Genomic DNA, 21,279 nt, shown 5'->3' with positions numbered 1-21,279 from the left:
GAGGTGCGAAACACGATTACAGTCGAAATTAAACCGGGTGTATCCTTACTGGTGAATAAGACTCGCCCTCCAGATTTAGTTACTTCCGATAGGTATGGTTCCCAAGTATGTCCCGCTTGAATATCACCGCTCTTAAAACGTGCTGGAACCGCTTCTCCTTCTACGTTGACTAGGGTTACATTATCGGTAGTCAAACCATGTTTCTGGATCATTTCGATAACAAATAATTCTCCATCGCCTAACCTGACTCCGAGGCGCTTGCCCTTCAAGTCAGCGACACTTTTAACATCCGGGCGAACTACAATTGAGTCCGAACCAGCCGATTCGTCAGTTGCCATCGCAATCTGCACATCTGGGTTTTTCCCAATAATGCTCATCAGGCTACTTACTGTGATGGCGACTCCATCATATTTTCCAGCAGCGAACTCAGACACCGACTCTAAAAAGTTTTGGATATAGACGGGTTTGACTTTCACCCCTTGCTCTTGGAAGAAACCTTTTTCGTGAGCGATCGCCATCGGAAAATATCCAGCCCACACGCTGGCTGCAATTTGCAACGGCGGATGCTCAGGTTTGGAAGTGACAGATGTTGTGCCATTACAGGCTGTGGCTAGCAAAATGCTGAGCCAACAAAGAGACAACAAGCGTATAATTCCAGATATCATACTGAGTTAAAAATTATCAATTAGGCTGGTTTTAGTTTTCGCAATTGATGTTGAAAGTCCTTGGCGATTAATTTACCTTTTGTAACTGCTGCAAAAAGTACGGATTAATCATTTTTTTAATGTCTGGCGCTGCACTTAATCCTCCTGTGCGAATCGAGAAATCGGCATACAATTTGGAGGTATGGTACAAGGACTCTGTTGTAGAACCTGGAGTAAAAGCCTTTAAATTGTCTTGTAAGGTGTACAACTTGATGCCCTCAGTAGAAATCTCGTTTGGTTTAATATTGAGAACTTTAGCGATCGCTATCTTGCTCTCCTCTGGATTGGCTTTCCAGTAATCTTGAGCTTGGAACCATGCTTTGATAAATGCCTTAACTTCATCTGGGCGATCGCGGATTATCTTGCTGCGAAACACAAGTACACTAGGCATCAAACCGGGAGTTTGCTCGCTGGTAAATAGCACCCGCGCTTTCCCTTTAATTGCTTCAGTTACATAAGGTTCCCAAGTTTGTCCGGCTTGTATATCGCCACTTTTAAAGTGTGCTGGAATTGCTTCCCCTTCGACATTGACAAGCGAGACTTCATTGGTGTTTAAACCGTTTTGTTCTAAGAACTTTGTGACAAATAGTTCTCCGTAATCGCCTAACTTGACACCGATCCGCTTGCCTTTCAAGTCAGCAACTTTCTTAATAGTAGGCACTGCCAATACAACGTCTGCACCTGCTGATTCATCTGATGCTAGAACCATCTGCACATCTGGAATTTTTTCAACCAATCCTATGAGGCTACCTAAGACTATGAAAATTCCGTCAGATTGGCCTGAAACAAAGTCAGATACTGATTTTAGGTAGTTTACGGTATAGCTGGTTTCAACGTTCACTCCTTGCTGGGTAAAAAAGCCCTTTTCCTGAGCGATCGCCACTGGAAATGTCCCAGGCCAAAGATTATAACCGACTCTTAAAGGCTCGCTTTGAAGAGGAGTATTTTTTGGGTTATTGCAGGCGGTAACTAACAAAATAGTTAGCAAAAAAATAGATAAGAAGCGCGAAACTATAGATTTCATACAAGCGGATTTTGTGATTGAACTCGAATTATGGTAGTTTATGTCGAGCTGACAAAAAGCTCTACGAAAGTTACTCTTTTTCCTTCGCGATCGCTATTGGAAAATACTCAAGCCACAGACTGTAGACAATTTGCAGCGGTGGCGGCTCATGCGATGTTACATTTGGCGTGCCATTGCAGGCGGTGACAAGCACAATGCTGCACAAGAAAAGGGACACAAAGTTTAGGAGTCGAGATTTCATGCTAACCTGCTGATTTTGGAATTGATGTGGAGCTATGCTGGCTTTCAACAGTTGACCTAATAACAAGCTCCACAAAGGGCGATTCTCAACTCCTGCGCTTCTGGCTGAAGGCGCTGTCCAACCACTTAGCTACTTTTTCTGTGGCGGGCGTGCAAAGTTGGGTAGATAGCATCCGTACTCTACTTAGAGTTCCCTTTTCTGTCGAGGATCTAACCCATCGAGCGGTTACACAAGTTAACTATCACGTCTACCCGAAAATCTGTATAGAAGAATAGTTGTCAAGGAGACTTAATATAAGTAGATACTTACATAATCAACCGAAGAGCCTTCTTATAAGCTTGAGCGCACTCTAGAGGTGAGGGTTTTATATTTAGTCCGCTCCACCTGCCAATCGGCTTATAGTAAGTTGTTAGTTGATAATAAGTAAAAATTACTGAATAAGTTCAAGCATTTAAAGTTCAGGGGGAATGATCCATGACTATTTGGGTAAACGAACAGATCGATCCGTCTGGTATGATTCATGCTTGTATTGCCTGTTGTGATGAACAGCAGGCAAAAGATTGCCACGAGTCATACGAAAAGAACTTAACCGATTTCCAAAAGGAGTCGGGTTGGATTGCCAGACTGCGGACTGTAGATTCTTGGGATGAAGTGCCAGTTAATTCCCTGAAGCTGGATTAATTATCAATATGGGTTCTCTTTAAATAGGTTTGGGTAAAGAGCGCGATCGCGCTCTACCCAAACGCCTATTTGTTCCGACTGGGTGCAGCACTACCCAAATAAATTTGGCGAGAATCTTTAGGTATGTGAATCCAACCCAGGTCTTGTAGACGATTTTTGAGATTAGATATTGTTACACCCAGATCCTCTGCCATTGCGTAGAGGTGACGCCAGTTTGTTAGATCGCGTCCCTTTCTTTTATTTTCCAAAATATACCGAGGCATCAGTAAGCAACTGGCGAAATATTGAGCTTGCCATTCTCTCCAATCAATCTGATTGTTAGCATTACTCTTATAAATGCGATCGCTAGCACTGCGGCACAAGAATGGCTGTACAGTTGCCTCAGTACCGCGTACTAGACCCAGAGCCATCTGTTCTACAAAACTATCAGCTTCATCTTGGTTAATGTGAAGTACCCAATGTCCAATTTCATGGGCGATTGTCGATGCTGCATAACCTTCAGACAGTTTCAGAATATCTTCATTTATCTCGATTAGATGTTCTAGGGGGAAAATCCTAGCCGCTATCGGCGCTTCTTCGTCAGTCGGTATGATGTCCCAAACAATAGCTAGATCCAGAAAGTCAGCCACACGACTAGCATCTAAAGGCCATTTGGGAGGGAAATTAGGCGTTTCCTGCATACGCATGAGAAGGTCATTAGCCCGATTCTCAATTTCTTCTTTGGAATAAAATCTATGCGGCTTGATTACACTCAATTTTGCTCCTCCTCATCTTCTGGTTGTGTAGCTTCCTGAAAGACTTTTTGAGCAAAATCAGGATTTTCCTGCATTCGACGGAACAAAGCAGGCATCGCTTGATAATTTTTCTTGAGAAAATCCTCGTCACGTTCGGGGATACGACCCGCGAGGAAAATCAACTCCTCTTCGTCCAGATCTAGGTGCGGTGCTAACGACCGAATAAATTCCTCGCTAGGACGAGCAGCGCGGTTGTTTTCTAGTTTAGACAAGTACGTGAAATCTACAGGTATTAGCTTCGCTAGATCGCGCTGACTGTATCCCTTATTTTTACGGGCTTGACGGATAAGCTGACCAAAAGACTGCTGCATATATTTTAGTTTTAATTACATATAAATCATTCTAAGACTAAGCAAATAAATACCAATTCAGTTGACCAAAGAAGCAACATGAATACCTCATTTTACATCGATTATGTGGATATTATGTACAGAACAGAGTTAGCCATATAACAAAGAAATCTTATGAGATCTTCAAAACTTTATATCTGCCAACCAAATTCGCCAATGGAGCGGGTTACAGAAAGCGGACAGGCAGTTCAGATGACGATTCATATGCCCAGTTTGTTTATCTTGAACAACCTAGAGCAGATCGTACCAGATTGGACTTTACCTGTTGCTTGGGTTGTTGTTGTATTGCAGCAATCCCGATTCCCATTGGCGGAGACTGCTGTTTATGTTGAGAGGGAGAAAGACAGATTGCGAGAGAAGTTTATGCGCTTCGGCTGCGCTGTGGTATCCCATCTTCGTGACCAAGGATTCTTGGCTGACCTAATTGATCCTCGCAATGGTTATCCTTGGCTTTCACGTCCAGGAGAAATTCCCCACGATGATGCAGCTGTGGTCAAAGCCTTACTAGGCTTACCAGTCACCACAGGCAACTGCTCTATATTAAATCACCCCAACTGGGGCAGTGCTGTTTACCCCAGCATCCTAATGTCTTCTGCTTCCCCGTCAGTTATTAAGCCAGTCTTAAAAAGACTAGCGGCTGTACATGGTTGGAAGCAGCCAAAAACCGATTTGCAACTATCCATTTCTGGAGTTTAAACCCATGAGAACACCTTGGCGACCGTTTGCCAGTTATAATTTGTGGCTTCTTTTCGCTCCAGCTGTAGGGCAAGAGCGCTGGCATTGTGATATGAAGCGGGGTTTTCAAAAGGCTCGTCAGAAAGAACCATCTGTTAAAGCTCTCTTGGAGCAAGACACCACATGGCAACGGATTGGTCATTTAGCCCAAAGAGGCGTCTGCGAATTTCATAAAGATACCCAGCTGTTGCACCGATTGGACGGTGTGGAACGAGTAGCAGAGATTCTGAAACTAGGCCAGGAGTCAGCTGAAGTTCAGGAGCGAGTTATTAAAATACTCAAAAACTACCACGAAAGGCCCATTTTATTGGGGAAGAACATCATCCTGCTGAGTAGAGGAGATGAGGGGTTTCCAGAACCGATTCTTATCCGATATGGTAATTATTTGTTGAATCTATATGCAGCGATTGACTGCATTTTTAGAGAGCCAGACGGCACACTGCATATTTTAGATTTCAAGACAGGGAAAACTGATTTTGATCGGCGACAGGGATTTGTTTACCTGCTAGCAGCTAAATATCTCTACCCACAGCAACCAGCTGTTGCGTCATTCTATAACTTGGAATCCGGTAAGTGGTCTGAGCCAATCTCTGCCACTGCTGCTCAACTAAATGCCATTCAGATAGAACTGGCAATAATAGCCCAGCAGCATCAGAAAGATTTGAGGCGTTATCGGCAAAACCCAACTGAGTTCAGCCAAATTTTTCCACCAAATCCTGGCTTTAACTGCCAATACTGCCTGTTCAATTCTCTTTGTGAATTTTCTGTATTCCCTGTGACTGCATGACTAATCAAGTTACCCAAACTCCCACATTTTTGAGCGAGATTTTCCCGCTAACCATCGCCAAACCAAATTTAGCTTGTTTTCGACTAACTCCTGAAATTGAGCGTAAGGATGGAAACCGCTTGAGCTTTCATCTCAGTCGCAACTTACCCTGGATAGTTGTTATCTGGAATGAGCCATATTTCTATGCTCTGGGGATGCCCGATATCCCCATGCCCTCCCTAGCAGAGTGGAAAGATATACTGGCAGATGTTCAAGAAGGATTGGCAGACTTTCGCGATCGCTACTACTCAATCCAATTGGTGCGCCAGCGACAGTTGACACCTTCTCTCCAGGCACAGCTTGCTTTTCAGGTATTGAGAAAAACTAAATTCTTGTATCCAGTTGTTTTGTCCGAAAAGGAGGTTGAAGTCAGGCGAGAACCGGATTTTTGGGCAGAACCTATCGAACTAAATGGAGAGTTACACCCTGCTCTGACTTTAACGGTTCATAGCAGTATGCTCTACTGGGGCAATTTAGAAGAGTTCTATCAAAATCATCCCTATCGGCAGAACCCTCAAACGCTTTTGAAGGATCTGAAAGTTCGAGATATTGAATTGGGGAGTTACGGTACTATCACCCAGCTGGCGGGAACTGTAGGGGAACACAGAGAAAAACTAATCAACAAGGCAACCCGTGAAAGCAGCAAACAAGCACTCAAGAACGCCGCAGACGACCAACCTCTAGTCAATGTACAGTTCAAGAATAGAGATCAACGTCACTATGCGATGGCAGCTCTGCGACCCTGCGTTACAGCGGAAACAGCTGAACGATTTGAGGTGGATTATGGAAAGTTGCTCAAGGCAACCAAGATTTTCTACAAAGACAGAACAAACCTCTTAGCTTCCTACAAACAAACTGCTGAAAAGGCTCTAGGTGCTTATGGAATTCAAGTGGAGCGTAGTGTCAACAGCCGTCAGTATCCAGGGCTATTCTGGCAACCGTCGGTTCCGCTGGAGGAAATACCCCTACGTTTTGGAAAAAACTTCATAGGCAAAAGAGGTGATGTCCTAAATGGACTGTCTGTGCAGGGTGGCGGTGGTGTTTATCGCCGTCACAGTGATTATAGCGATGCATCAAGAGTGATTCGCATTGCCGCTGTGAAACTTTGCGATTTGAGTGTAAACGCTTTTCTAGAGGAAGTTAAGAAACGTCTGAAAAAATATGGATTTAAAAGTGACATTGTTTATAGAAAAATGGTGGTAGTCAATAAATTGATTGGGGCTGATGCCAGAGCAGAAGTAGAGAGATCTGTGGATGCATTAATGGAGGTGCCACCTGACATCGTTTTGACGTTTTTACCACAAAGCGATCGCCAAACTGATAAAGACGAGGGCGGCAGTCTATATTATTGGGTCTACTCACGGTTGCTTCGACGCAAGATAGCCAGCCAAGTAATTTATGCCGATACCCTCAGCCGCGTTGACCAATGGAAAAACATCCTAAATCAGGTGATTCCAGGGATGCTGGCCAAGCTGGGAAATTTACCTTTTATTCTGGATGAACCGTTAGAGATTGCTGACTATTTCATTGGGTTGGATGTTGCCAGAGAGTTAAAGGAAAGGTTGCCCGGAACGGTTAATGCCTGTGCCAGTGTGCGTCTCTATGATAGACAAGGTAAGTTTATACACTACCGGATCGAAGATGCTTTAATTGTAGGTGAAGAAATCCCTCAAAGACTTCTAGAGACATTGCTCCCGGCATCTGAACTGAGAGGCAAAACTGTTCTAATTTACCGGGATGGCTCTTTTTGTGGTAATGAAGTCCAGCATTTAATAAAATGGGCAAACGCTATTGGCTCTAAGTTTATTCTTGTGGAGTGTCGCAAGTCTTGTATTCCCCGACTGTACAACCTGAATCAGAAAGTTGTGGCAGCACCGGAAAAAGGGTTGGCGCTTCGTTTGTCCTCTCGCGAAGCGGTTGTGGTGACAACTAAGGTTTCTGAAAAAATTGGTCTGGCTCGTCCCCTGCGGTTGACGGTACGCACAGAAGGACATCAAGCATCTATTGAAAGTATTGTAGAAACCACTCTTAAACTGACACTACTACATCATGGAGCGCTACAGACGCCTCGCTTGCCAATGCCATTGTTTGGATCTGACCGCATGGCTTATCTACGGTTAAACGGAATTTATCCGAGTGTGATGGAGGGCGATCGCCAATTCTGGTTATAGCGATCGCATTTCCTGCTCAATCCGAGCGATCGCCCCACTGTTTGAATTGCTAGTAGACTGGACGTACAGTAGGCGCTATAACGGAGGACACTTTAGTGAAAAACCGCGATTACACCTTAATCATCGACGCTAGCACCAGTATGTCTACCCAAGACCAAGCTGGTGGTAAAAACAGGTGGGAAATACTTCAGGAATCTACTCTAGCTTTAGCTACAACCTGCGAGAAATTTGACGATGATGGGCTGACTGTCTATATATTTTCCAGTGAATTTAAGCGCTATGACAATGTTAAATCTATTCAAGTACCCGAAATTTTTAATGAAAATCAGCCTGGTGGCACAAGTCAGATGGCTGTAGTTTTGCAAGATGCCTTTAATAACTATTTTCAGCGCAAGTCTGTTGGCAAGACAAAGCAGGAAGGAGAGACGCTTTTAGTGCTGACTGATGGTTTACCAAGCGATCGCATGGCTGTTACTGATGTAATTCTTAGAGCCACTCGCCGCATGGAAAATGCTGAGGAACTGGGAATTTCGTTTATCCAAGTGGGGTCAGATCCCAAGGTTACTCAATTCCTCAAATCTCTAGATGACCAATTACAAGGAATTGGCGCATCTTATGACATCTGCGATACGCTTACTCTTGATGAGATGGAAAATATGACTATTACCGAAGTTCTGCAAAAAGCTATTTTTGATTGAAAATTGTCACAAAGCGAAGCTATTTTAATAGGCGCGATCGCCTCTAATATTTTGCTGCCTTATAGGTCTGTTGCTACAGCGGTATTAGAATAGCATCACGACGCCCGCGAAATCAGTTTTAGGATTGATGAAAATTATATTAGTAAGTGGCAAGAACGATACTATAAATTATGAATAATCGAGTATAAAACCTTCAGTATTCATAATTTATCATTTTCCGATTTCCGACTAACTGTTGCATTCTTCTAAGAATGCTTGGGCTTCCGCAGCCCTTTGGAACGAATGGGTATGAGAATTTGGGAGAGTTGCCGCAGTTGTTCAGCCGTGCCCATGCAGATTAGCAAATCTCCCGCCATTAATTGAGTTTCACCAGTGGGGCCACCGATGAGCGTACCATCAGCGCGACGAATCGCTAGAACGAGGGCACCCGATTGCGATCGCAACCGTGCATCCCTCAGCGTTTGCCCCACAGCAGGACAGGCTTGAGGATCGATCAGGAACTCCTCCATGTAAAAAGCCCTGTCGGTACCAGTGAGAATTCCATCCACAAAATCCATCACCTGGGGTCTAAGAGCAGCCGCCGCCATGCGCCTACCGCCAGTAATGTAGGGAGATACAACAGCATCAGCGCCAGCACGTTGCAGCTTCTGCAAAGCTTCTTCAGTACTGGCGCGGGCGATCGCTCTAATGTTTGGATTCAGCGTTTTTGCAGAAAGCACCGTGTAGAGATTTTCCGCATCCGAAGGTAGCGCCGCCACCAAACAAATCGCCCGATCGATTCCTACCCTGTGCAGGGTTTCATCCAGAGTAGCATCGCCTTGCACGGCAATATAACCGAACTCCTGCGCCGCCTCGACTGGCTGGGTTTGGGAGTCTATCGTCACAAAAGGTATGCCCTCAGCTTGAAATTCCAGGGCAATTTGACGCCCAGTGCGCCCAAATCCACAAAGAATGTAGTGTTCGTTTAAAGATTCCACCAATCGCCGTCGCTGCCTCAGTCGTCCGCCTTCTTGAAAATAGCCTTGAATTAAAGCTTCTGTAAACCGATTGACGATGTAGCCGATGCTGACAACGCCCATCAAAATTAGGGTAATGGTAAACAAGCGACCGCGATCGCCCAGAGGTTGAGTTTCTCCATACCCGACAGTTGCCAGGGTGATCACTGTCATATAAAGGGAGTCCAACCAATGCCATCCCTCAACCAGCCGATACCACAGCGTCCCAATTAGCATGACGCAACCAAAGCCAATCGCACCGCCAATCAGCTCTTTTCTTAGTCGTCGATATTTTTGTTCAAGGGTCGAGTAAACTAGCTGCGATCGCATCTTGTATAGATTTGCTGACAATTCCCACTGACACCATAACTTGTACCACCCCAACATCTCCCAAGCAGCCTATTGGCGGAGCAAGTCAACCAATCTAACGGTTATACAAAGTTATAGTCACTAAAACAGTAACCGGGCAGTCTATATTACCCTTGCCTATTGCTGTTTTGTCAGGATTTTATAGCAATTGTTTATCGGATTTATACAAAATTCACTCTTGCCTGTGGTAGCCTGAGAACGCATCAAAGGTGGTTGAACTAAAAATCCCTATTAGGGATTGAAAATTAGGGATTCAAATAAGACAGAACTTTTGGGAAATTCCTATTAAGATGCAAAATAACCATAAAAAATTCATTAGCACTAATCGATGAGTCTAGAAGCTCTTGTTCAAGATCCCACAATCCCAGCAGAGTCAGGGCCAGTAGTGTCTGCACCGTATAACGAATCTGGCTTTAACAGTTCTGTGATGACCACCTACGGGCGCTACCCCATTGCCATAGAGAGGGGTGCAGGTTGTAACCTGTGGGACACTGAGGGGCGCGAATACCTGGATTTTGTGGCTGGGATTGCCACTTGCACCTTGGGACACGCTCACCCCGCAATGGTGGAAACAGTAACGCGCCAAATCCAAACCTTGCACCATGTTTCTAACCTGTACTACATTCCCGTGCAAGGGGAATTGGCAAAATGGTTGATTGACCATTCCTGTGCAGATAGAGCATTTTTCTGCAACTCTGGTGCTGAGGCGAACGAAGGGGCAATTAAACTTGCCCGGAAGTACGCACACACGGTTAAAGGGATAGAAAAGCCGATAATTTTGACAGCTCACGCCAGCTTTCACGGACGCACTTTAGCGACGATTACCGCAACGGGTCAACCGAAGTATCAAAAGAACTTCGACCCCTTAATGCCTGGTTTTCATTACGTTCCTTATAACGATTTTGAAGCGGTAAAGAATGCGATCGCTGAACTAGATGATGGCGAACATGGTGTTGCTGCTATCATGCTGGAAGCCTTGCAGGGAGAAGGCGGCGTCCGTCCCGGCGATGTGGAATACTTCCAACAGTTGCGGAAACTTTGCGACGAGACTGGCATCCTGCTGATATTAGATGAAGTGCAAGTCGGTATGGGTCGCAGTGGCAAATACTGGGGATACGAAAATTTAGGGATTGAGCCGGATATCTTCACTTCTGCTAAAGGCTTGGGCGGCGGTATCCCGATTGGCGCTACCTTGTGCAAGTCCAAGTGCGATGTTTTCCAGCCGGGAGATCATGCCAGTACGTTTGGGGGGAATCCCTTTGCATGTGCTGTGGCGTTAACTGTGTGTCAGACTTTGGAGCAAGAAAAGCTGCTGCAAAACGTGCAAGAACGGGGAGAGCAATTGAGGGCAGGTTTGAGAGCGATCGCCTCCAAATATCCTAACCAAATTGCTGAAGTTCGCGGCTGGGGTTTAATTAACGGCATGGAGTTGAAAGCAGACATCGAACTGACTTCAGCTGATGTTGTTAAAAATACCATAGCCGAGGGTTTGCTACTCGTCCCGGCTGGCCCGAAAGTCGTCAGATTTGTCCCACCGCTAATTGTTACAGCTCAAGAGATAGACAAAGCTTTGGTAGCTGTTGAAAAAGCAATGGCGACTGCGACAAAGTAAAAAGCATTCCCAAGCTCCCGCCTGGAAATGAGGGCAAAAGAAAGAGTTTTTTTCTCTTTTCTTTTGCCTTTTTACTTACTATTAATTTCCACCCAAAGCCCTCAACTGTGCTGCCAATTCCTCCACCTGTTGTAGAGCTGCTTCTTTGGCTTGTCGCTCCTGTTCAACTTGTTGTAGAGCTGCTTCTTTAGCTTGTCGCTCCTGGTCTCTCAACTGTCGCTCCTGCTCGACTAACTCTTCCCCCCACAACAACATTTGTCCAGATTCATCCCACCACCGCAACCAGTATCCCGTGCGTTGTCCTTTAGTGCCCTGCCAGATGCCGAGGAATAAGCCGACTCGATCTATCCAGTAACGTCCATCTGCATTGGGGCGTTGCAGTTGATAACGTCCTGAATTTAATTGATATACTTCCATTTCTCCTGCGATCGCATCAAAAATGGCGTATATTGGCACTTGCAAGATTTGCTCGTAAAAAAACCACTTGCCTGGTGGATAAGTTTGTTTGCTAGAGTATTCCCCTGCATCTGTGGCTGATAAAAACTCCATCACTATTGCGGGAATTTCCCCTTCTAAATTTGGGGTGTAACTGCGGCGGACTTCTTGGGGGGAAATTGGCAACACGCTGCTAACATAAAACCAATCGGGTGCTTTGATAACTAGCTTGCCGTCTAACGTAGCGCAGATGCCGAGGTTAGATGCCACTAATCTCTCTGAATGAAGCAGCCCCGCTAGTTCCAAAATTTCGCGCAAGGCAGCTGCTATTAAAGGTTGGTCAATACTTTCCACAGGCTCGTCATCTAAGATAAAATCATCCGGTAATTTTTCCCAGGTGATAGTGTATTTGCCCAGACTTGCTAACATGGCGATCGCCCTCGCGAGGATTTCTCCAGTATCTCCACAATTTTACGATCTGCGCTTATAGCTTCCGGCTTTGTTGCTGACTTGTAAAAAAACAAAAGGCAAAAGAAAGAGAAAATATTTCTTCCTTTTGCCCTCTTTTCCAGGCGGGAGCCTGGGAATTGTTTTAACTTTTTACTTCTACGAACAAGCTCCTACATTAGTCGAGTTTGAGCTAGGGTAGCCGTAAGAAATCCATCCCGCAGTGGGAGCTGAGATCTCCACCCACGAACGCTTTTCACTGTCTACCGTGTAAGATGGAGGGTTGTTTTTGAGCGTAACCCGATTTCCCGCGTAGACTCCACCAACTCTAGCGGCATTTTTTTGAGGCCCTTTACGGATAGCCAGCCCCTCAGTTCCGTTATATGTCACTACGCGGCAGAGGCTTGATGATGATGTTTGGGCTGGCGCTGGCTTCGCGGCTACTCCTCCAGAACATGATGTGAGGTCTTTTACCTCTACATATCCCTTTTCGGGGGAACTAATTGCTATAAAACCATCAGTGCCCTCTTCTGCGAGCGTAACTTGTTCGTTGGTAGCTAGGGTTCTAACAGTTTGACTGGTGTTTGAACGCTGTGAGTAGACAAAGATCCGCTCTTTAGCGGCGCGGCATTGTCCCACAAGGGTCTGCGCTTGGGCTAGTTGCAAATTACCCTTTGATTCTGATGCTTGAATGATGTTAGTTGTTTGGTGCGCTGCACCTGCTGTTGCGGGAGCATTCAGACTCCCTACGGCGGTTAATCCTAAAGCAAAGAAAGCTATATGCTTTCCCCACTTGCTGATATTATTCATGCGATCCACTCCTCATCTCAACCAAAAAGTTTGTGTAAAAGACTTCCAAATCGAAAAATCTACCCGGCGCTAGAAGCGAATTTTTTCGCTATATATGGTTTTGAAACCCATATGGATCGATGTGCCCATCCATTAGCTGGCGCTAGAGTAGTTAATCTCTTGGTAGCCTCTTACTCAGATAGCATACAAAAAAAAATTAATGCAAGTTAGTGGAGCGATCGCGCTGTTGGCTCATCGCTATTCCTGAAACCACGCTGTTAGCGCCACTGCTAACGCATCCGCCGCATCGTCTGGCTTGGGAATTCTATCCAATTCCAATTCCCGCGCTACAGCCTCTTGCACTTCGTACTTATCTGCATTTCCCATTCCTGTAAGCGCCTGCTTAATCTGCGCCGGGGTAAATTCAACAACCGGGACGCCCACTTGCGCCAGTACCAACATCAGTACACCCCGCGCTTGGGCTACTAAAATCGTGTTTGCCATCCGGTAAAAAAACAATTTCTCGATCGCCACCAAATCGGGTTGCACTAACCCCATTAATTCGTGCAAATCTTCGTAAATTGTGCGGAGTCGCTGTCCCATTTCTGTCTTAGCTTGCGTCTCAATCACGCCAAAATCCAGCAACTTTACGACTTGCGGCGCTATTTTTACGCCGATATTCAGGCTATTAGCAGTTTTAGTAACGCTAGAAGCCGTCTCGCACACAATTGCACCAAATCCTAATCTAGCTAGTCCTGGGTCTAATCCTAAAATTCGTTTTTCCATCTAGCCTAGTTCGGGGGAGACAATCGCCATACGATACGTGGATTTTAGATTGAATAAGTTAACAAAAGCAGAAAAAATTTTGCGCCGCGATCGCCTCTCAAAAGAAACATCCAATCTAAATCCACCTTTAGAAAGTTGACCTGGAGAGGGCTTATAGTGCATCTGTGTATCAGGCTAGAAGCCTGCGCCACGAACCTGATGCGGGAAATTTCTCCTTTGTCATAACGCCCTGATTCCTGGTTTGGCAGCTAACCAAACGTATCATAAGCTGAGGTTTAAAAAGCTGGGTGGCAATTTACTGGTTTCCTATATCACATTCTATTGGCACTCAGAGAAGGTATCCTGTTGCTCGAAGCGGCTTTGGTTAAACCCTCTGTTCGCAACCTTAACAAACCAGTACCAGTCAAATCGCCTATAGAACTTGAGTAGTTCTGCCACTAGCGTTAAAGTCCTCTCAAGCCTTGTTGTTCCCCAGGAATCGGCAATGTCAATCGGAATCTTCAAACAAGCCTTACGCACTCTCCAACACGATTCGCGCATAACTAGGGTTCCTAGCCCTAAAACCAATGCGCGAGTCAACCATTGGTACAAGTGGTTGGCTCCCGGACTGTTGGTGAAACGCTGGTTGCTTATAAGTGCAGCAGGCGTAGTGCTAACAAGCCTGGGGTTGGCAATTTGGGTGAAGCTAACCCCGATTTTTTTACTGATACAGTTCGTTGGGGATGTGCTGGGGGCGATCTCAACTATCATTCCCAGCTATGTGTCGGGTCCCCTAGCGATCTCCTGCGGTCTGTTCTTGATTTTTTGGGGACAAACCCGCAGTCTTGGCTCGATTACCTCTGTATTAAAGCCCGAAGGAGATGAACAACTCGTTGACGTGCTGCTAGCTCATCGCCGCTTGGGTCGAGGGCCAAAAATTGTGGTAATTGGCGGCGGTACTGGACTTTCTACTTTACTAAGAGGATTGAAAGAGTACAGCGCCAATATTACTGCGATTGTCACCGTAGCTGATGATGGTGGCTCTTCTGGCCGTCTGCGGCGAGAAATTGGAGTCCTCCCACCGGGGGATATTCGCAACTGTCTGGCGGCGCTAGCAGATGAGGAAAAGTTATTAACCGAGTTGTTTCAATACCGTTTTAGTGCTGGTGATGGTCTTGTCGGTCACAGTTTTGGCAATCTGTTCCTGACAGCGATGAGCGAAATTACCGGAGATTTGGAACAAGCGATCGCTGCTTCTTCGCAAGTTTTAGCCGTGCGCGGACGGGTGCTACCCGCAACTCTCAGCGATGTCCGCCTAGTAGCAGAATTATCCGACGGGCGGCGCATTGAGGGAGAGTCTAGCATTACCGAAGCAGGCGGCAGTATTGTTAAAATTGGCTGCATTCCGGCAAATCCGCCCGCGCTACCTGCTGCGCTTAAGGCGATCGCGGAAGCAGATTACATTGTTATTGGCCCCGGTAGCCTCTACACGAGTGTAATCCCCAATCTCTTAGTACCGGAAATTGCTACTGCGATCGCTGCTAAGGAAGTCCCCCGCATCTATGTCTGCAACATTATGACTCAGCCGGGAGAAACCCAAGGCTACAGCGTCTCAGACCATATCCGCGCTATTGACGCCGCCTGCGGAGAACCACTGTTTAATGCAGTCCTAGTACAGCGGAAAGTGCCCTCCGCTCATGCTCTGATACGCTATGCTCAGGAAAATTCCCATCCGGTGTATTTAGACAGAGAATCTGTCGCTAAGTTGGGACGTCGGATTGTTTTAACTAATGTTATGGACGAAGATGAGGAAACAGGTTACGTGCGCCACAATCCCCAGCGTCTCGCAGGCGTGTTGCTGCGCTGGTACAATCGCGCACAAGCAACAGATTTTTAACCTGTCCTTTGTCGGATGATTGTTTATTGTTCATCGCAATGAACTATAAACTATGAAACATGAACGCGAGTTAATTTTTCTGCCAGATGACTCTTCGACGCGATCGCTCGGTATTTCTCTAGGGCGATCGCTCCCTGCTGGTAGTGTAATTTTATTAGAAGGGGACTTAGGCGCGGGTAAAACTACTCTGGTTGGCGGTATTGGCGAAGGTTTGGGAATATTAGATCCAATTGTTAGTCCCACATTCACTTTAATTAACGAGTATTTAGAAGGACGCATCCCTCTATATCACCTCGATTTATATCGCTTGGAACCACAAGAAGCCCAGGCGTTACAGTTAGAAAACTACTGGGAAGGTGTCGAAGTCATGCCAGGAATTGTCGCCATCGAGTGGCCAGAAAGATTGCCGTACAAGCCAGATAGTTATTTGCAAGTCCAACTCACATACTCAGATAATGGCCGTCTGGCTAATCTAATTTCTGTCGGTCAATCACTTTTAAATTTTCGATTTTAAATTTTCGATTCACCCCAGGCTACTTGTAGTTTGGGGTATTGTTTATCCGCTGCTACGAAGCAAGACAATTTTAGATTTTGGATTAACTAAAAATTTTCCTCTCCCTTGAGGGTAGGCACAAACGATTAACCTAACTTTAATCGTTTGTCAAAATTCATCCAAAATTTTAACCTAAAAAAAGCAACAGGGTAGGCATCATGCCTACCCTGTCAATCACATTACTATTAAACAATAATTACCCCAACTTGTCAAGGGGATTTTCAAATAAAAATCAGGCAAAAATAGAATTAATTTTGCCTGATTTACGCTCAATTATTAGGCTCGAAAGTAAGAGCTTCACCTCTTACTTCGGTGTAGAGTTTACCTCTTTCATAAACAACTTGACCGCCGACAATGGTAATAACAGGCCATCCAGTCAAATCCCAGCCCTCAAAGGGATTCCAGCCGCATTTTGTTAAAACTTCTTCGCGCAGGACGGGTCGATAATTGTTTAAATCGACCAAGACTAAATCGGCATCGTAGCCGGGAGCGATCGCGCCCTTTTTAGGAATAGCATACGCCTTAGCCACAGCCGCAGACATCCAATTAGAAACTTGAGCAACAGTACAGCGACCGTGCATAGCTTGAGTTAACATTAAAGGCAGAGAAGTCTCAACTCCGGGCATACCAGAAGGAGAATTGGGGTATTGTTGGGCTTTTTCTTCTAAAGTATGAGGAGCGTGATCTGTAGCGATAAAATCAATAACACCATCGAGAAGAGCTTGCCAGAGGACTTCATTATCGCGGGGCGATCGCAGTGGCGGATTCATTTGCGCCAAAGTGCCAATCTTCTCATAAGCACTCGTATTGAGAAGCAAGTGTTGCGGCGTCACCTCAGCAGTAACCCAACTCGGTTTATCCACCCGGAGAAATTCAGCTTCTTCACCAGTAGACATATGAAGAATATGCAAGCGACGCTGATATTTTTTAGAGAGTTTTAGCGCCAGTTGGGTAGCATTAAGTGCAGCTTGGTTATCCTGAATTTGCGAGTGAACAGCAACATCGTGAATGCCAGCAAACTCCTCTCGACGCTGGGTAATTCTAGCTTGGTCTTCAGCGTGGACGGCGATTAAGCGGCGACCCTTTGAAAAAATAGCCTCCAGTGCTGAATCTGCATCCACTAATAGCTGACCGTGCATCGAACCCATAAAGATTTTGATGCCACACGTCGGGTTTGCCTCTAGAAGATCGGGTAGATTCTCTGGCGTAGCCCCAATAAAAAAGCCATAATTAACCAAGCACTTTTGGGACGCTCGTAGCAGCTTGTCATCTAAAGCAGCTTGCGTAGTCGTAAGGGGGCGAGTATTAGGCATCTCCAGGAACGAAGTCACCCCGCCTTTAGCACAGGCACAACTCGCAGTGAACAAATCTTCCTTATGTTCCAGCCCTGGTTCCCTGAAGTGTACTTGCGGGTCAATCGCTCCAGGCAACAAAGTTAAACCAGCGGCGTCTATCTCCTTACAAGTGTCACTCGCCGGGATTTCTGGTGCGACTTGGACAATTTCTCTGCCCTCAGTCAGCACATCTCCTACCAGAAACTCTCCACCGGGTAGCAGAATCCGAGCGCCGCGAATTAAAATGCATGGGGCAGAAGACATAGCAACAAAAATTAGTCAAAATTTAGTAGTAGCCAATGGATATCCGTACCAAGCTAGCAAATAATGCGTAGCAGTTTCAGAACTTTGTAAATTAGTTATCCGTTTCTCGAAAGCTCAACTTCTCTTTAACCGCTTATGACTGACGTGCAGAATCAAGAACCTGAAAAGAAGCCTCAACAACCCGATGAAAGCCCTTGGTGGGTAGAGGGGCCAAAGACAATCATACTCAGCCTATTTTTAGCGCTGGGGATTCGCACCTTTGTGGCGGAAGCGCGTTATATCCCCTCTGGCTCAATGCTGCCAACGCTGCAAATTAATGACCGCCTGATTGTAGACAAGGTGAGCTATAAGTTCAAAGACCCCAAACGGGGAGATATTGTGGTATTTGCGCCCACCGCAGCGCTAGAGAAGCAAAATTTCCACGATGCCTTTATAAAGCGCGTGGTTGGTCTACCTGGGGACAAGGTAGAACTTAAAGAGGGAAAGGTTTATATTAATGACAAACCGCTGACGGAAAATTATGTTCGCGATCCCGATCGTCCTGACGATCCCGCTCAGCCTAAACCGCTAACGCTCGTAAATGTTTGCCCAAGCCTACAGCAGTCGTACCTGTCGAAAAAAGTCACCGTGCCAGCTGGTTCTTACCTAGTGCTGGGCGATAACCGCAAAAATAGCTACGATAGCCGCTGCTGGGGCATTGTCCCCCGCGAGAAGATCATTGGTAGGGCAATGGTACGCTTCTGGCCTCTAAATCATATGGGAAAACTGGATGAACAGCCGCCGTATGAGACCGCGAAGTAGGGATTCAAAGTCCGGACTCCGGACTCCGAATCCCCACTAACAGACCCAAGTTTTTACAACACGACCAGCTAAGTGTTGTCCCAACCAGGGGGTGTTAGTTGATAGAGAGCTTAGAGTTTGTTGCTCAACTTTCCAACTTTTCTGGGGGTCAAAGAGGGTGAGTTCAGCTTGCCCCCCCTCACTAATACTGGCTGGGTTCTGTCCCAGACAAAAAGCAGGCTGGGTACTTAAAGATCGCCACAGTTCTAAGGCTGACCAGCCGCCGCTTTCTACTAAATCGTGCCAGAGTAGCGGTAAGGCTAGCTCTAACCCAATCGCACCAGGGGGAGCTTCGGCAAAGGCAACAGTTTTTTCTTCGTAGGTGTAGGGCGTATGATCGATAGCGATCGCATCTAAGACTTGCTCTCTCACGCCGCGTACCAGCGCCTCCCGGTCGGTTGGGTTCCCCAGTGGTGGATCTAATCGCAACCCTGTATCGTAGCTGCCTATCGCTGCTGTATCAAGCAACAAATGCATCCACGTTGTACTTGCCGTTACGGGCAAACCCCGCGCCTTGGCCTCGCGAATTAGTTCAACGCTGCGAGCAGTGGAAACGCGCATAATATGTACGGGCGTAGCTGTAGATGCCACCACTTCCAACAAAGCAGCTAGAGCAGAAGTTTCTGAAGAAGCAGGATTTCCCGGCAAACCCAAGCGAATCGAGTTAGCACCTTCGCGCATAACTCCGTTACCAGCCAGACGGCGATCGCCAAGGCAAACAGCTATCGGCTTCCCCAAAGGCTGGAGGTATTCCAACAACCGTCGTAACAGCCCCAGATTTCCCAAAGGCTTACCATCTGCAAAGCCCACCACCCCAGCCGCAGCCAAGCTGGCCAATTCCGTCATCTGCTGCCCTTCAACACCAGCAGTCAGGGCACCCCAAAATTGGATTTTAGATTTTGCTCGTTCCCATTCTCTGCCTGGGAATGAGATTTTGGATTGCAAAAATGCCAAACCACCAGGGTTATCCAAGGGTGGTGTCGTATCCGGCAAAACTGCCAGCCGCGTAAATCCACCAGCAGCCGCAGCTTGCATCAACGACGCCAGCGTTTCCCGTTCTTCAAAGCCAGGTTCCCCAGAGTGGCTGTATAAATCCACCAGACCTGGCCCCAGAACGAATCCACGACAATCGCGAACAGAGGTGTTTTCTGGCAAACTGGAAATTTTTTCCCGAACCGCCTCAATTACACCATCTGCAATCAAAACATCAGCAATCTGGTCAGTTCCAGAAACTGGGTCTAGCACCCGTACTTGTTGAAGCAATTCACTCATAAAAAAGGCGAGAGGCGAGAGGCGAGAGGCAAAAGAAATTTTTTGTTACTTTTGCCTTTTGACTTTTTACTTTTGCCTTTACAAAGCACCAGCGGCGGTTTTATCAAGGACGCCTCCCCCCAGATGGCTGGTGATGTTCATCGCTTGCAAAACGGGCGCACCATCTGGGCCTTCGGGATAGTCAATTGCGGTTACGGCACAATTACCCTGCTTGATTTTCCAGAAATCTGACAAGCCCAAACCTAGTATGTGGCAAAGCAGGACTTTGTTAGTAGCGTCGTGAGCAACAACTAAACCGTTTTGGGAGCCAGCAGAGGCTACAATCGATTGCCAAGCCGCGATCGCTCTATCCCATACCTGCTGCAAATTCTCTCCCTCTGGCATTTGCACAACCTCTGGAGTTTCTCTCCACCGTTGCAATTCACCAGGAAACATCTGCTCGATCTCAGATTCTAATTTTCCTTCCCACAACCCGTGTCTAATTTCGCTCAGATCTACGTGGGTTTCCAGTTTTACGTTCGGGTGATACTTCAAAATAATCTCGCCCGTTTCCTTGGGACGCAGCATGGGACTGCTAACAGCAAAATCAATAGGCACATCCTTAAGAAATTCAGCCGCCTTCTCAGATTGTGCGCGACCGTTGTCGTTAAGTGGCACATCAATTTGTCCCTGAAACCGCGTCTGGCGATTCCACTCTGTTTCCCCGTGACGCACCAATAATAACCTTGCTCCGCGATGACCTTCTCGCGGCTTTGGCAGAACCTCTCCTACGTGAGTGGTCATATTCAGCGACTCTAACTGCACTGGTTGTCCCCAGCCACCAGCAAAATTTAGCACGCTGATGCCGCAGTTAGACTGCTGGACGGAATGATATCTCGCAGGGGGAATCCCAAGCGCCGTACTGATTAAAGCGCGGTTAATGCCGTTATGCGCCACTATCAGAATGGTTTCCCCTGGATGACGCTCAAGCAATTCTTGCCAAAACTCCCGCGCCTGTTCGCATAGAGCTAAGACTGGAAAGTGTTCGCTTGAACCAGTCTCCGTCTTTATCAGCATCAATAGTTCGTGGGGACGAGCCTTCCAGATGCGGTAGTCTTCGGCAAACTTCTCTTTCACCTCAGAACGCAGCATCTCCTGCCAAAGCGGCAAATTGATTTCCATCAGATTTGCTGATGGTTGTGGTTTGGGGCTGTTAGGCAAACAGGATACAATTGCCTCTGCTGTGTGTTTGGCTCGTTGCAGGGGACTGCTGTAGACAGCATTAAACTTTAGATTGCTCAAGGCAGCGCCAACCTTGAGAGCATCAGCAAGACCTTTTTCTGTCAATACAGAATTATCGCAATGGCCTTGTATTCTCTGCTGGATGTTATAGCTACTTTGTCCGTGACGGACTAAAACAACGCGGGTACTCAGGGTGAAATCCTCTCTAAAACGACTGGGCAAAGTTTCCGAGGCAAGGGCTACGCTTTGGTTATGCGGGAAT

22 protein-coding genes are annotated in these 21,279 nt (G+C 46.5%); 10 read left to right on the top strand and 12 right to left on the bottom strand.

Annotated elements, in window-relative coordinates:
* From H6F77_RS23205 to H6F77_RS23195, 3 genes are all read right to left on the bottom strand, one after another.
* A partial coding sequence (locus H6F77_RS23205; RefSeq protein WP_190491269.1) for an ABC transporter substrate-binding protein occupies positions 1–665 on the bottom strand: 665 nt, incomplete at its 3' end.
* 67 nt (positions 666–732) lie between these two features.
* Positions 733–1,728 (bottom strand): ABC transporter substrate-binding protein, encoded by a 996-nt coding sequence (locus H6F77_RS23200; RefSeq protein WP_190491268.1) that lies wholly within the window; start codon positions 1,726–1,728, stop codon positions 733–735.
* 70 nt (positions 1,729–1,798) lie between these two features.
* Positions 1,799–1,969: a hypothetical protein gene (locus H6F77_RS23195; protein WP_190491267.1), complete on the bottom strand. Its 171-nt coding sequence runs from the start codon at positions 1,967–1,969 to the stop codon at positions 1,799–1,801.
* A gap of 26 nt (positions 1,970–1,995) precedes the next feature.
* Between H6F77_RS23195 and H6F77_RS23190 the strand changes: the two genes are divergently transcribed.
* Positions 1,996–2,244, top strand: coding sequence for a hypothetical protein (locus H6F77_RS23190; protein WP_190491266.1), 249 nt, complete (start codon positions 1,996–1,998; stop codon positions 2,242–2,244).
* 199 nt (positions 2,245–2,443) lie between these two features.
* On the top strand, positions 2,444–2,650 hold the full coding sequence (locus tag H6F77_RS23185) for a glycogen debranching protein (protein ID WP_190491265.1): 207 nt from the start codon (positions 2,444–2,446) through the stop codon (positions 2,648–2,650).
* Positions 2,651–2,715: 65 nt separating this feature from the next.
* On the opposite strand, the gene H6F77_RS23180 is transcribed toward H6F77_RS23185, so the two are convergent.
* Together H6F77_RS23180 and H6F77_RS23175 are read right to left on the bottom strand one after the other, a co-directional pair.
* On the bottom strand, positions 2,716–3,405 hold the full coding sequence (locus H6F77_RS23180; RefSeq protein WP_190491264.1) for an ImmA/IrrE family metallo-endopeptidase: 690 nt from the start codon (positions 3,403–3,405) through the stop codon (positions 2,716–2,718).
* On the bottom strand, positions 3,402–3,755 hold the full coding sequence (locus H6F77_RS23175; protein ID WP_190491263.1) for a helix-turn-helix domain-containing protein: 354 nt from the start codon (positions 3,753–3,755) through the stop codon (positions 3,402–3,404). The genes H6F77_RS23180 and H6F77_RS23175 overlap by 4 nt, the downstream gene beginning before the upstream one ends.
* A 153-nt stretch (positions 3,756–3,908) precedes the next feature.
* Here H6F77_RS23175 and H6F77_RS23170 point away from each other — a divergent pair, with 153 nt between their 5' ends.
* The 4 genes from H6F77_RS23170 to H6F77_RS23155 all read left to right on the top strand — a co-directional run bounded on the left by H6F77_RS23170 (position 3,909) and on the right by H6F77_RS23155 (position 8,224).
* A complete protein-coding gene (locus tag H6F77_RS23170; RefSeq protein ID WP_190491262.1) occupies positions 3,909–4,490 on the top strand; it encodes a methylmalonic aciduria and homocystinuria type D protein in 582 nt (193 codons plus the stop codon).
* A gap of 4 nt (positions 4,491–4,494) precedes the next feature.
* Positions 4,495–5,316: a PD-(D/E)XK nuclease family protein gene (locus H6F77_RS23165; protein ID WP_190491261.1), complete on the top strand. Its 822-nt coding sequence runs from the start codon at positions 4,495–4,497 to the stop codon at positions 5,314–5,316.
* Positions 5,313–7,526 carry a Piwi domain-containing protein gene (locus H6F77_RS23160; RefSeq protein WP_190491260.1) on the top strand — a complete coding sequence of 738 codons (2,214 nt, stop codon included), beginning with the start codon at positions 5,313–5,315 and terminating at the stop codon, positions 7,524–7,526. Before H6F77_RS23165 ends, H6F77_RS23160 begins: the two co-directional genes overlap by 4 nt.
* A 140-nt stretch (positions 7,527–7,666) precedes the next feature.
* A complete protein-coding gene (locus H6F77_RS23155; RefSeq protein ID WP_199321510.1) occupies positions 7,667–8,224 on the top strand; it encodes a vWA domain-containing protein in 558 nt (185 codons plus the stop codon).
* 245 nt (positions 8,225–8,469) lie between these two features.
* Here H6F77_RS23155 and H6F77_RS23150 read toward each other — a convergent pair whose 3' ends face one another.
* Entirely contained in the window at positions 8,470–9,570 is a 1,101-nt protein-coding gene (locus tag H6F77_RS23150) for a potassium channel family protein (protein WP_514131600.1), read from the bottom strand.
* A 346-nt stretch (positions 9,571–9,916) separates the two neighbouring features.
* Between H6F77_RS23150 and H6F77_RS23145 the strand changes: the two genes are divergently transcribed.
* The gene (locus H6F77_RS23145; protein ID WP_190491258.1) at positions 9,917–11,200 is read left to right on the top strand and encodes an aspartate aminotransferase family protein; all 1,284 of its coding nucleotides are present in this window, start codon (positions 9,917–9,919) and stop codon (positions 11,198–11,200) included.
* Between the two features lie 81 nt (positions 11,201–11,281).
* On the opposite strand, the gene H6F77_RS23140 is transcribed toward H6F77_RS23145, so the two are convergent.
* From H6F77_RS23140 to ruvC, 3 genes are all read right to left on the bottom strand, one after another.
* Positions 11,282–12,064, bottom strand: a complete 783-nt coding sequence (locus tag H6F77_RS23140; protein WP_190491257.1) for a Uma2 family endonuclease — start codon at positions 12,062–12,064, stop codon at positions 11,282–11,284.
* A 177-nt stretch (positions 12,065–12,241) separates the two neighbouring features.
* A complete protein-coding gene (locus H6F77_RS23135; RefSeq protein ID WP_190491256.1) occupies positions 12,242–12,892 on the bottom strand; it encodes an SH3 domain-containing protein in 651 nt (216 codons plus the stop codon).
* A gap of 237 nt (positions 12,893–13,129) precedes the next feature.
* Positions 13,130–13,657, bottom strand: a complete 528-nt coding sequence (gene ruvC / locus H6F77_RS23130; RefSeq protein ID WP_190491255.1) for a crossover junction endodeoxyribonuclease RuvC — start codon at positions 13,655–13,657, stop codon at positions 13,130–13,132.
* 484 nt (positions 13,658–14,141) lie between these two features.
* Here ruvC and H6F77_RS23125 point away from each other — a divergent pair, with 484 nt between their 5' ends.
* Together H6F77_RS23125 and tsaE are read left to right on the top strand one after the other, a co-directional pair.
* Complete coding sequence (locus tag H6F77_RS23125; protein WP_190491254.1) at positions 14,142–15,533, top strand: gluconeogenesis factor YvcK family protein; 1,392 nt, start codon at positions 14,142–14,144, stop codon at positions 15,531–15,533.
* A 52-nt stretch (positions 15,534–15,585) separates the two neighbouring features.
* Positions 15,586–16,047: a tRNA (adenosine(37)-N6)-threonylcarbamoyltransferase complex ATPase subunit type 1 TsaE gene (gene tsaE, locus H6F77_RS23120; RefSeq protein WP_190491253.1), complete on the top strand. Its 462-nt coding sequence runs from the start codon at positions 15,586–15,588 to the stop codon at positions 16,045–16,047.
* 308 nt (positions 16,048–16,355) lie between these two features.
* Here the strand turns inward: tsaE and H6F77_RS23115 are convergent, their stop codons facing one another.
* Positions 16,356–17,684: a dihydroorotase gene (locus H6F77_RS23115; protein WP_190491252.1), complete on the bottom strand. Its 1,329-nt coding sequence runs from the start codon at positions 17,682–17,684 to the stop codon at positions 16,356–16,358.
* A gap of 135 nt (positions 17,685–17,819) precedes the next feature.
* On the opposite strand from H6F77_RS23115, the gene lepB reads away from it, so the two are divergent.
* Positions 17,820–18,485 carry a signal peptidase I gene (gene lepB / locus H6F77_RS23110; RefSeq protein ID WP_190491251.1) on the top strand — a complete coding sequence of 222 codons (666 nt, stop codon included), beginning with the start codon at positions 17,820–17,822 and terminating at the stop codon, positions 18,483–18,485.
* 36 nt (positions 18,486–18,521) lie between these two features.
* Here lepB and H6F77_RS23105 read toward each other — a convergent pair whose 3' ends face one another.
* Both H6F77_RS23105 and H6F77_RS23100 read right to left on the bottom strand, forming a co-directional pair.
* Entirely contained in the window at positions 18,522–19,796 is a 1,275-nt protein-coding gene (locus H6F77_RS23105) for a dihydroorotase (RefSeq protein WP_190491250.1), read from the bottom strand.
* Between the two features lie 78 nt (positions 19,797–19,874).
* Positions 19,875–21,209 carry a histidine phosphatase family protein gene (locus tag H6F77_RS23100; protein WP_190491284.1) on the bottom strand — a complete coding sequence of 445 codons (1,335 nt, stop codon included), beginning with the start codon at positions 21,207–21,209 and terminating at the stop codon, positions 19,875–19,877.
* Positions 21,210–21,279: the final 70 nt, after the last annotated feature.

Origin of the sequence: Microcoleus sp. FACHB-831, from assembly GCF_014695585.1 — a bacterium.
Classification (GTDB): Bacteria; Cyanobacteriota; Cyanobacteriia; order Cyanobacteriales; family FACHB-T130; genus FACHB-831.
This window is presented reverse-complemented; position numbering and strand designations above follow the sequence as displayed.